Source organism: Saccharopolyspora endophytica, assembly GCF_018070075.1.
In the GTDB taxonomy this organism is placed as follows: domain Bacteria; phylum Actinomycetota; class Actinomycetes; order Mycobacteriales; family Pseudonocardiaceae; genus Saccharopolyspora; species Saccharopolyspora endophytica.
Genome location: NZ_JAGPXE010000009.1, coordinates 201,724 through 212,537, shown reverse-complemented (window position 1 = coordinate 212,537; position 10,814 = coordinate 201,724). Strand labels below are relative to the sequence as shown.

Genomic DNA, 10,814 nt, shown 5'->3' with positions numbered 1-10,814 from the left:
GGAAGCGGCTTCGCCGCTTGCCTGACGTGCGGTGCGTCGGTTTCCGGTGGTTGGTGCGGCGAAGCGACTTCCTCGCTTGCGCCGAACCGGTGCAGAGATTCCGATCACCGGTGGCGCATTGTCGTCACCGCCCGGGGTGGGCTTCTGAACTGCAAAGATGCCGCCTGCTCGGGGTTCGGCGGGTATGCTCGGCGTCGCTCACCCGAACGCGCGGTGACAGCCCGCGACCGCCCACGTGCGGGGGCTGTCGAGGCAGATAGGGTGAACCCGAGACCATCAACTCACCCGCCGAAGTCATCGGCCGGGTCAGTCACGAGGAGAGATCGGCGTGACCGTTCGCGTAGGTATCAACGGCTTCGGTCGGATCGGGCGGAACTTCTGGCGTGCGGCGACCGCCAGCGATCACGACATCGAGATCGTGGCCGCCAACGACCTGGGCGACGTCGCGACCATGGCGCACCTGCTCAAGTACGACAGCATCCTTGGTCGCCTCGACCAGGAGGTGAAGGTCACCGGTGAGGGCATCGAGGTGGGCGGCAAGCTCATCAAGATCCTCGCCGAGCGTGACCCGGGCAAGCTGCCGTGGGGCGACCTGGGTGTGGACGTCGTCGTCGAGTCCACCGGCTTCTTCACCAACGCCGCCGACGCCCGCAAGCACGTCGACGAGGGCGGCGCCAAGAAGGTCATCATCTCCGCCCCGGCCAAGGGCGAGGACCTGACCGTGGTGCTGGGTGCCAACGACGAGAAGTACGACGGCACGCAGACCATCATCTCCAACGCCTCCTGCACCACCAACTGCCTCGCGCCGATGGTGAAGGTCCTCAACGACACCTTCGGCATCGAGCAGGGCCTGATGACCACGGTCCACGCCTACACCGCGGACCAGAACCTGCAGGACGGCCCGCACAAGGACCTGCGTCGCGCCCGTGGCGCCGCGGTCAACGTGGTGCCGACCAGCACCGGCGCCGCCAAGGCCATCGGCCTGGTCATCCCGGAGCTCAACGGCAAGCTCGACGGCTACGCCATGCGCGTGCCGGTGCCGACCGGTTCGGTCACCGACCTCACCGCCACCGTGCAGAAGGAAGCCACCACCGAGTCGGTCAACGAGGCCTTCAAGGCCGCCGCTGCCGAGGGCCGCTTCAAGGGCATCCTCAAGTACAACGAGGACCCGATCGTCTCCTCCGACATCGTCACCGACCCGCACTCGACGATCTTCGACGCGCCGCTGACCAAGGTCATCGGCAACCAGGTCAAGATCGTCGGCTGGTACGACAACGAGTGGGGCTACTCCAACCGCCTCGCCGACCTGGTGAACCTCGTCGGTTCCAAGCTTTCCTGAGCAAGCACTGGATGAGACCCGCACGAGCCGCAGCGCTTCCGCCCGGCTCGTGCGGGTCTTCCCGTCTCACGAGGAGTTAGAGCGTGAAGAACCTCGACGATCTGCTGTCCGAGGGCGTGCGGGGTCGTCGCGTCCTGGTGCGCGCCGACCTCAACGTGCCGCTGGACGGCGACAAGATCACCGACGACGGCCGCGTGCGCGCCTCGCTGCCGACCGTCACCAAGCTCACCGAAGCCGGTGCGCAGGTCGTGCTCACCGCGCACCTCGGCCGCCCGAAGGGCGAGCCCGACCCGCAGTTCTCGCTGGCGCCCGTCGCCCGCCGCCTCGGCGAGCTGCTGGGCTCCGACGTCGCGCTGGCCGGTGACCTGGTCGGCGAGTCCGCCAAGTCCACCGTCGCCGGACTGGCCGACGGCGGCGTCGCGCTGCTGGAGAACGTGCGCTTCGACGCCCGCGAGACCAGCAAGGACGACGCCGAGCGCGAGTCGCTGGCCGCCGACCTCGCCGCTCTGGTCGGCGACGGTGCCGCCTTCGTCTCCGACGGCTTCGGCGTCGTGCACCGCAAGCAGGCCTCGGTCTTCGACGTCGCCAAGAAGCTGCCCGCCTACGCCGGCGGCCTCGTGCTCGCCGAGGTGGAGGTGCTGCGCACCCTCACCGGCGACGCCAAGCGCCCCTACGCGGTGGTGCTCGGCGGCTCCAAGGTCTCCGACAAGCTCGGCGTGATCAAGGCGCTGCTGCCCAAGGTCGACAAGCTGCTCATCGGTGGCGGCATGGCCTACACCTTCCTGGCCGCCCAGGGCTACGGCGTGGGTTCCTCGCTGCTGCAGGAAGACCAGATCGACAACACCAAGAAGCTGCTCGCCGACGCGGCCGACAAGATCGTGCTGCCGGTCGACATCGTGGCCGGCGACCGCTTCGCCGCCGACGCCGAGAAGCAGACCGTCGACGCCGACGCCATCCCGGACGGCTGGATGGGCCTGGACATCGGCCCCCGCAGCGTCGAGCAGTTCGCCGAGGTCCTGCGCGGTGCGGGCACCGTGTTCTGGAACGGCCCGGCGGGCGTGTTCGAGTTCCCGGCCTTCGCCGAGGGCACCCGGGGAATCGCGCAGGCCATCGTCGACTCCGAGGCCTTCAGCGTCGTCGGCGGCGGCGACTCGGCCGCGGCCGTGCGCACCCTCGGCCTGCCCGAGGACGGCTTCTCGCACATCTCCACCGGCGGTGGCGCGTCGCTGGAGTACCTGGAGGGCAAGGAGCTCCCGGGTGTTCAGGTCCTGGAAGGTGAAGCCTGATGGCTCGTCAGCCCCTCATCGCCGGCAACTGGAAGATGAACCTCAACCACCTCGAGGCCATCGCCCTGGTGCAGAAGCTCGCCTTCACGCTGCCGGAGAAGTACTTGGCCAAGGTCGAGGTGGCGGTCATCCCGCCGTTCACCGACATCCGCAGCGTCCAGACGCTCATCGACGGCGACAAGCTGGGCATCAAATACGGTGCCCAGGACGTCTCCGAGCACGAGTCCGGTGCCTACACCGGTGACGTCTCGGGACCGATGCTGGCCAAGCTCGGGTGCAGCTACGTGGTGGTCGGGCACTCCGAGCGCCGCGAGTACCACGCCGAGACCGACGAGCTCGTGAACAAGAAGGTCCGCCAGGTCCTCAAGAACGAGATGTCGCCGATCCTCTGCGTCGGCGAAGCCCTCGACGTGCGCGAGGCCGGCGGCCACGTGGAGCACTGCACCACGCAGCTCATCAACGGGCTCAAGGGCCTCAAGGCCGAGCAGGTCCGCCAGGTCGTCGTCGCCTACGAGCCCGTCTGGGCCATCGGCACCGGCAAGGTGGCCACCGCCGCCGACGCCCAGGAGGTCTGCGGCGCGCTGCGGCAGGCGCTCAGCGACAAGTACGGCAAGGAGATCTCCGACGAGATCCGCGTGCTCTACGGCGGCTCGGTGAAGTCCAGCAACATCGGTGAGCTGATCGGCCAGAGCGACGTCGACGGCGCGCTGGTCGGCGGCGCGAGCCTCAACGCCGACGAGTTCGCCAAGCTCTCCGCCATGGCCGCGGGCGGACCGCTGCCGTGACCTGCACGAGAGGGCGCCCCGGTCAGCACCGGGGTGCCCTCTCGTCGTTTCGGGTGAATTCCACTTCAAGATTTCCGGTGTCCGGTTGTCGCCCGCCGAAGAATCACAGGTCGGCGTGTGGGACCCTCGGTGCGTAAATGGGTGGACTGGTCAACTGGGGGTTGGCGGGCCGGTACTCTAGGTTGCGAACCGCTGTGCGAACGAGGACGATATGACTCTTTTCCTGCAGATCATGTTGATCGTGACGAGTGTCCTGCTGGTGCTGCTTGTCCTGCTGCACCGGGCCAAGGGGGGCGGACTCTCCTCGCTGTTCGGCGGCGGTATGCAGTCAAACCTGGCCGGCTCCAGCGTGGCGGAGAAGAACCTCGACCGAATGACGCTGTTCGTCATGGCGCTGTGGGTCATCTCCATCGTCGGCGTCGGCCTGTTGATCAAGATCGGTTGATCGACCGGCCTGGTGACGGTCGACCAACCCCGGGCCGCTTGGTGGGTGAGGATGGATGACTGGCGGTAATGCCATTCGCGGCACTCGTGTGGGCTCGGGCCCCACGGTAGGCGAGTCTGAGCGGGGGGAAGCCGCTCCGCGGAAGCGGATCGACTACTGGTGCGCCAACGCGCACCACAGCAAGCCGTCGTTCGCGCTCGACGCCGAAGTGCCGGAGGAGTGGGACTGCCCGCGCTGCGGACTGCCCGCAGGCCGGGACGAGCAGAACCCTCCGGCGGCGAAGCGCAACGAGCCCTACAAGAGCCACCTCGCGTACGTGAAGGAGCGGCGCAGCGATGAGGATGGGATGAAGATCCTCGACGAAGCGCTCGCGAAGCTTCGGGAGCGCAAGGGGCGGTAGGGTTTTCACATTGGAGAGCCGGGTTCGGGATTTGTTCCTGAGCCCGGTTTTTCTTTTGTCCGGTTCTACTGAAACCACTCAGTGGTCGTGCTGCTTGGCGGTGCAAGTAGCGGAACCTCAGACGCCTTCTGGCTCCGGGATCCGAGGCTCATGTATGCCAATACACGGCGCTTCGGCTGTCCTCCCCAGAAGGCGTCTGAGAACCCGCGGCGGTGCCGGTTGCTTGCTTGGGGTAATGAGAAAGCACCTTCGGTGCTTGCCTGACGTTGGTTGGTTGGTTGTTGGTTGGGGTTGGCTGGGTTTGTTACTGGCGGGTAGGGTTCTTCTGGTCTTTGCGCTCTTTCTCGGGAGGATTCATGGCTACGGCGACGGCTGATCTGGCGGATCGGGAGGGGCCGGAGGTGCGCAGCTGCGATGTGCAGTTCCGCAACTACGGCGGTGTGGTGGCCTTCGAGGGGCGCGTTCGCACGGTCACCTGCTTCCAGGACAACGCTCTGCTGAAGAAGACCCTCTCCGAGCCCGGCGACGGAGCTGTGCTGGTCATCGACGGCGCGGGCTCGATCCACACCGCACTGGTCGGCGACCTCATCGCCGAGCTCGGCCGGTCCCACGGCTGGAGCGGCATCATCGTCAACGGCGCGATCCGCGACTCCGCGGTCATCGGCGGCATGGAGTTCGGCGTCAAGGCGCTGGGCACCAACCCGCGCAAGTCCACCAAGACCGGTGAAGGCGTCCTCGACGAGGTCGTCGAGCTCGGTGGCGTGAAGTTCGTGCCCGGCGAGTACGTCTACGCCGACAGCGACGGTGTCGTCGTGGTCAGCGAACCCTGATCATCCAGTCGAAGTAGGGTGCTCGCGTGAGCGTCATCCCTGCTTTCGAGCGCGGGTTCGCCGCCGTCGTGCGGCGTCCATCGGTGCCGATCGTGCTGGGCTTCGCAGCCCTGATCGCGGTCGGCACCGTCGCGTTGATGATGCCGTTCTCGACCGAGAGCGGTGAGCCCACCGATCTGCTCCCGGCGCTGTTCACCGCCACCTCGGCGGTCTGCGTGACCGGGCTGATCGTGCTGGACACGCCCGTCCACTTCTCCACCGCGGGCGAAGTGGTCATCATCGTGCTGATCCAGCTCGGCGGCCTGGGCATCATGACCGTCGCCTCGCTGCTCAGCCTGGTGATGTTCCGCCGCTTCGGACTGCGGATGCGGCTGACCGCGCAGGCCGAGACCAAGGCCCTCGGGTTGGGCGACGTGCGCCGCACGGTCTTCCGGGTGATCACGCTCAGCCTGCTGTTCGAGCTGGTCGTGGCGGCGCTGCTGACCGCGCGGCTGGTGTTCGGCTACGAGCTGGGCCTGGGGCGGGCGATCTACGAGGGCGTCTTCCACGCGGTCTCGGCCTTCAACAACGCCGGGTTCGCGCTGCGCAGCGACAACCTGATGTCCTTCGCCACCGACCCGTTCTTCCTCCTGCCGATCTGCCTCGCGGTGATCGCCGGCGGTCTCGGCTTCCCGGTGTGGGTGGAGATCTTCCGACACCTGCGGGTGTCGCGCCGCTGGACGATGCACGCCAAGGTCACCCTGCTCGCGACCGCGTTGTTGCTGGCCGTGGGCGCGGTCGGGATCACCGCCGCCGAGTGGACCAACCCCGGCACGCTCGGGCCCATGCCCTGGCCGGGCAAGCTGGTGGCCGGGTTCGCCAGCGGGGTCATGCCGCGCACCGCCGGTTTCAACATCCTCGACGTCGCCGCATTCCAACCCGGGACGCTGCTGCTGCAGGACATCCTGATGTTCATCGGCGGCGGCAGCGCGGGCACGGCCGGCGGCATCAAGGTCACCACCTTCGCGCTGCTGGCGTACGTGATCCTCGCCGAGATCCGCGGCGAGCCCACCGTGCACGTCATGGGCAGGCAGCTGCCGGGAGCGGTGCAGCGCCAGGCGCTGACGATCGTGCTGCTCGGCGTCGGTCTCGTGATGCTGACCGTGCTGATCCTGCTGACGATCAGTCCGTTCGGACTGGACCAGGTCCTGTTCGAAGCGGTGTCGGCCTTCGCCACGGTCGGCCTGTCGACCGGGATCACCGCACAGCTGCCGCCCTTCGGGCAGATACTGCTGGTGCTGCTCATGTTCATCGGCAGGCTCGGTCCGATCACCCTCGCTTCCGCGCTCGCGCTCCGCGAACGCGGGCGGCGCTACGAACTACCGGAGGAGCGACCCATCGTTGGCTAAGAACGACGACACCAACCAGATCGTGATCATCGGGCTCGGCCGCTTCGGCAGCTCGCTGGCCGCCGAACTCGTGCGGCGCGGCTCGGAGGTGCTGGCGCTGGACTCGCGGCCGAACGTGGTGCAGCGCTACGCCGACGAGCTCACCCACACCGCCGTCGCCGACAGCACCGACCCCGAGAGCCTGCGCCAGCTCGGCGTGCACCAGTTCAAGCGGGCCGTGGTCGCCATCGGCACCGAGCTGGAGGCCAGCATCCTCACCACCTCGCTGCTGGCGGACTTCGGCATCCCGCACATCTGGGCCAAGGCCACCAGCCGCCAGCACGGACGCATCCTGGAGCGCGTCGGCGCGCACCACGTGGTGCTGCCCGAGCACGAGATGGGGGAGCGGGTCGCGCACCTGGTCAACGGCCGGATGCTCGACTACATCGAGCTCGCCGAGCACTACGCGCTGATCAAGACCCACGCGCCCGCCGAAGCCGTCGGCAACACCCTGGGCGAGCTGAAGCTGCGGTCCAAGTACGGCGTGACGGTCGTCGGCATCAAGCGGCCGGGGGAGGACTTCACCTACGCCACGGCCGACACCACCGTCGACCAGCAGGACATGCTGATCGTCGCGGGAACGACCACGCAGGTCGAAGCCTTCGCCGAGCGCACCTGAGCGTCCCGCGCACCCACGTCGTTCCCAAACGGCCCTCCGGCCGGTATTCTTCTGTATACAGTCGTGTGCAGGAGGTGCGTGGTGGACTTCGACGTCGTGGTGGTCGGTGGGGGCAACGCGGGGTTCTCGGCGGCGCACTCCGCCGCCGAGCGGGGTGCCCGGGTGTTGCTGCTGGAGAAGGCCCCGGAAGCCGAGGCAGGTGGCAACTCCTTCTACACGGCCGGAGCGTTCCGGTTCACCTTCGACGACATCGACGACGTCGCCGACCTGCTCGAACCCGATGAGCGGCACGCCGACTCGGTCGTGCCCGCCTACCCGCCGAGCGCGTTCCACGCCGACATGGACCGGGTGACCGGGGGACGCTGCGATCCGGTGCTCACCGAGGTGCTGGTCTCGCGGTCCACCGACACCGTGCGGTGGCTGGCGGGCAAGGGTCTGACCTGGCGGCTGATGTACGAGCGGCAGGCCTACCTCTCCGGTGGCAAGTGGGTGTTCTCCGGCGGGCTCTACGTGGGCACCGTCGACGGCGGCAAGGGCCTGATCGCCCAGCACACCGCAGCCGCGCTGCAGGAGGGCGTCGAGATCCGCTACGGCGCCGAGGTCACCGCGCTGCACCTCGACGACCGCGGCGTCACCTACCGCGCCGGGGGAACCGAGCACCGGGTGTCGGCCGGGGCGATCGTGCTGGCGGCCGGGGGCTTCGAGGCCTCCGCCGAACGCAGGGCCCGCAACCTCGGGCCGGAGTGGGCCGGCGCCTACGTGCGCGGCACGCCGACCAACACCGGCGACGTCCTCGACCTCGCGCTGGCCGCCGGCGCCGTGCCGCACGGCGACTGGACCACCTGCCACAGCACCGCGTGGGACGCCGACGCCGACCCCGACGGCGGGAACCGCGAGCTGACCAACCAGCTGACCCGGCAGAGCTATCCGATCGGAATCGTGGTCAACCGGGCGGGGGAGCGCTTCGTCGACGAGGGCGCCGACTTCCGCAACTACACCTACGCCAAGTACGGCCGGGAGATCCTGCGACAGCCCGGCGGACGGGCCTTCCAGCTCTTCGACGCGAAAACTCGCCCGCTGCTGCGCGCGGAGGAGTACGACTCGCACCCGATCGCCGCCGCGCAGGCCGACACGCTGCCCGAACTCGCCGAGGCGCTGGGCATCGACGCCGACCGACTCGCCCGGACCGCTCGGGAGTTCAACGAGTCCATCGTGGACGCCGAGTTCGACCCCGCGGTCAAGGACGGCCGCGCCGCGCACGTCGAACCGCCCAAGTCCAACTGGGCGCTCGCCCTCGACACCTCGCCCTACTACGGATTCGCGGTCGGGTGCGGCATCACCTTCACCTTCGGCGGCCTGCACGTCGACGCCGACGCCCGCGTGCTCGACGCCTCCGGCTCGCCGATCGCGGGACTGTTCGCCTGCGGCGAGGTGGTCGGCGGGCTGTTCTCCGGGAACTACCCGGGAGGCAGCGGACTGACCTCGGGCGCGGTGTTCGGCAGGCTCGCCGGGGCGGGGGCCGCGACGGTCTGAGTATCCTGGCCTTCTGCCAGGTGAACCCAGCGATGAAGGAGATGGCGGCCCTGTCCGAGGTGTACGAGCGGCTGCGCGGCGAGATCGTGGACGGCACCTTCGACGCCGGTGCCAACCTGGTGGAGCTGGCGCTCGCCGAGCGGTACGGCACCAGCCGCACGCCGATCCGCGAAGCCCTCCGCAGGCTCCAGCAGGACGGTCTCGTCGAACGCGGTGACCGCGGCATGCGCGTCCGCTCCCGCAGTCCCGAGGAGATCCTGGAGATCTACGAGGTCCGCATCGCCCTGGAGGCCACGGCGGCTTCGGCCGCCGCGACCCGGCACAGCGACTTCGACCTCATCCGCATCCACAAGGCCCAGTCCGCCATGGACGCCGTCTCCCAGGAGGACCCGGCGGCGATGGCCTCGGCCAACCGCGCCGTCCACGAGGCGATCTGGACCGCGAGCCACAACGGCACGGTCGTCGACCTGCTGACCAGGCTCAACAACCACCTCACCCGGTACCCGGCCACGACCCTGGAGATCCCCGGCCGCTGGGCCGAAGCCCTGGCCGAACACCACGACCTGATCCAGGCCGTCGAATCCCGAGACGCGGACCGAGCCGGAACCCTCGCCAGAACCCACATGGCCAAGGCCCGGGACCTCCGCCTCCAGCTCTACCGCGAAGCCTGACCCGCCCCGGAGTCACGAACACCGCCGTCATCCGTCGCCGGAATACCGCAGTAATCCGGTACCCGATTACTGCGGTATTCCGGGTTCCGGACCACGGCGGTGAGCAGGTTTCCCGGACCACGGGGGTGGTCGAGTTCGGATTGCGGCGGTAATCGGGGGTCTGATCACTGCGGTATTCCGTCCTCGGATTGCGGCGGTGTTCCGGGTTCAGGGGGTGTAGTGGTCTTGGACCACTCGGGCCATGGCTTCTTCGGCGACCGTGGTGAGGGACTTGGCGCTGAAGTAGAGGTCGCCCTCGACGTTGGGCTGGCCCGCGTTGAAGGCGAGGTGGTTGGTGAGTTCGGCCGGGTCGGTCCAGTTGGGTTGGCCGACCTTGTAGGCGGCCTGGCCGATGTAGAGCTTCACGTCGGTGCCCTCGACGGTCCGGGACCACCAGGGCACGACCTTGGCGTAGTCGGCCGCTGGGTGGCCGAACTGCCAGTAGACCTGGGGAGCGACGTAGTCCACCCAGCCTTCGCGGACCCAGCGGCGGGTGTCGGCGAAGATCGACGAGTAGGACTCCATGCCGTTGGTGTCGGAACCGGCGGGGTCGCTGCTGGCGTTGCGCCAGATCCCGAACGGGCTGACGCCGAACTCGGCGCGCGGCCGAACCGCGTGCACCCGCTCGTCCAGCCCCGAGATCAGGTCGTTGACGTTGTCGCGGCGCCAGTCGTCGATGTTGTCGAAACCCTTGCCGTGCGCGGCGAAGGTTCGCTCGTCCGGGATCCGCTGACCGTCGACGGGGTAGGGGTAGAAGTAGTCGTCGAGGTGCACGCCGTCGACGTCGTAGCGCGACACCGCGTCCATGATCGCGTCGGTGACGAACCGCCGGACCTGCGGCACGCCCGGGTCGTAGTACAGCTTGCCGCCGTAGGAGAACGTCCACTCCGGATGGATCCGGGCCGGGTGCGTGGGGACCAGCGAGTTCGGGTCGTCGGTCATGCTGACCCGGTACGGGTTGAACCAGGCGTGGAACTCCAGGCCGCGCTGGTGCGCCTCGTCGACGAGGAACCGCATCGGGTCGTAGCCGGGATCGCGTCCCTGCTGCCCGGTCAGCCAGTGCGACCACGGCTCCAGCGGCGAGGGCCAGAACGCGTCCGCCGTCGGCCGGACCTGCACGAACACCGCGTTCATCCGGTTCGCCACGGCCCGGTCCAGCATCGCCCGGTACTCGGACCTCTGCTGCTCCGCCGACAACCCCTGCCGGCTGGGCCAGTCGGTGTTGGCGACGCTGGCGATCCACACCCCGCGCATCGCGGTGCTCGACGGCGCGGCGACCCCGGCCGTGCCCAGCAACCCCACCAGGACCGCTGCCAAACCCATTGCCGTGCCGAGCAAACCGAGCTTGTGCATCGGATCCCCTTCGCCGCGATCATCGACCGCGCCACAGCGTATTGCCCCACCGGGCCCGCCGCACAGGTCATCACCGATCGGGGCTAA

11 protein-coding genes are annotated in these 10,814 nt (G+C 68.6%); 10 read left to right on the top strand and 1 reads right to left on the bottom strand.

Going from position 1 to position 10,814, the window contains the following annotated elements; all coding sequences use genetic code 11:
- Positions 1 to 328: 328 nt before the first annotated feature.
- The 10 genes from gap (at position 329) to KBO27_RS21285 (ending at position 9,335) form a co-directional block, all read left to right on the top strand.
- Positions 329 to 1,339: a type I glyceraldehyde-3-phosphate dehydrogenase gene (gene gap / locus KBO27_RS21330; RefSeq protein ID WP_210971646.1), complete on the top strand. Its 1,011-nt coding sequence runs from the start codon at positions 329 to 331 to the stop codon at positions 1,337 to 1,339.
- An 83-nt stretch (positions 1,340 to 1,422) separates the two neighbouring features.
- Positions 1,423 to 2,625, top strand: a complete 1,203-nt coding sequence (locus KBO27_RS21325) for a phosphoglycerate kinase (RefSeq protein ID WP_210971645.1) — start codon at positions 1,423 to 1,425, stop codon at positions 2,623 to 2,625.
- Positions 2,625 to 3,410 (top strand): triose-phosphate isomerase, encoded by a 786-nt coding sequence (tpiA, locus tag KBO27_RS21320; RefSeq protein ID WP_210971644.1) that lies wholly within the window; start codon positions 2,625 to 2,627, stop codon positions 3,408 to 3,410. Before KBO27_RS21325 ends, tpiA begins: the two co-directional genes overlap by 1 nt.
- 211 nt (positions 3,411 to 3,621) lie before the next feature.
- Positions 3,622 to 3,855, top strand: coding sequence for a preprotein translocase subunit SecG (secG, locus tag KBO27_RS21315; RefSeq protein ID WP_093155681.1), 234 nt, complete (start codon positions 3,622 to 3,624; stop codon positions 3,853 to 3,855).
- Positions 3,856 to 3,910: 55 nt separating this feature from the next.
- Positions 3,911 to 4,255 carry an RNA polymerase-binding protein RbpA gene (locus KBO27_RS21310; protein WP_210971643.1) on the top strand — a complete coding sequence of 115 codons (345 nt, stop codon included), beginning with the start codon at positions 3,911 to 3,913 and terminating at the stop codon, positions 4,253 to 4,255.
- A 356-nt stretch (positions 4,256 to 4,611) separates the two neighbouring features.
- Entirely contained in the window at positions 4,612 to 5,085 is a 474-nt protein-coding gene (rraA, locus tag KBO27_RS21305; protein WP_210971642.1) for a ribonuclease E activity regulator RraA, read from the top strand.
- 35 nt (positions 5,086 to 5,120) lie between these two features.
- Complete coding sequence (locus KBO27_RS21300; protein WP_307870543.1) at positions 5,121 to 6,473, top strand: TrkH family potassium uptake protein; 1,353 nt, start codon at positions 5,121 to 5,123, stop codon at positions 6,471 to 6,473.
- A complete protein-coding gene (locus tag KBO27_RS21295) occupies positions 6,466 to 7,131 on the top strand; it encodes a potassium channel family protein (RefSeq protein WP_246537690.1) in 666 nt (221 codons plus the stop codon). Before KBO27_RS21300 ends, KBO27_RS21295 begins: the two co-directional genes overlap by 8 nt.
- An 81-nt stretch (positions 7,132 to 7,212) precedes the next feature.
- On the top strand, positions 7,213 to 8,664 hold the full coding sequence (gene tcuA / locus KBO27_RS21290) for an FAD-dependent tricarballylate dehydrogenase TcuA (protein WP_307870532.1): 1,452 nt from the start codon (positions 7,213 to 7,215) through the stop codon (positions 8,662 to 8,664).
- A gap of 20 nt (positions 8,665 to 8,684) precedes the next feature.
- Positions 8,685 to 9,335, top strand: a complete 651-nt coding sequence (locus KBO27_RS21285) for a GntR family transcriptional regulator (protein ID WP_210971640.1) — start codon at positions 8,685 to 8,687, stop codon at positions 9,333 to 9,335.
- Positions 9,336 to 9,542: 207 nt separating this feature from the next.
- On the opposite strand, the gene KBO27_RS21280 is transcribed toward KBO27_RS21285, so the two are convergent.
- Positions 9,543 to 10,727, bottom strand: coding sequence for a glycoside hydrolase family 10-like protein (locus KBO27_RS21280; protein WP_210971639.1), 1,185 nt, complete (start codon positions 10,725 to 10,727; stop codon positions 9,543 to 9,545).
- Positions 10,728 to 10,814 lie beyond the last annotated feature (87 nt).

What these genes read in the sequence shown, in the direction of transcription:
- tpiA (WP_210971644.1), top strand. Translation starts at nt 2,625, where the DNA reads ATGGCTCGTCAGCCCCTCATCGCCGGCAACTGGAAGATGAACCTCAAC.
- secG (WP_093155681.1), top strand. Translation starts at nt 3,622, where the DNA reads ATGACTCTTTTCCTGCAGATCATGTTGATCGTGACGAGTGTCCTGCTG.
- KBO27_RS21310 (WP_210971643.1), top strand. Translation starts at nt 3,911, where the DNA reads ATGACTGGCGGTAATGCCATTCGCGGCACTCGTGTGGGCTCGGGCCCC.
- rraA (WP_210971642.1), top strand. Translation starts at nt 4,612, where the DNA reads ATGGCTACGGCGACGGCTGATCTGGCGGATCGGGAGGGGCCGGAGGTG.
- KBO27_RS21280 (WP_210971639.1), bottom strand. Translation starts at nt 10,727, where the DNA reads ATGCACAAGCTCGGTTTGCTCGGCACGGCAATGGGTTTGGCAGCGGTC.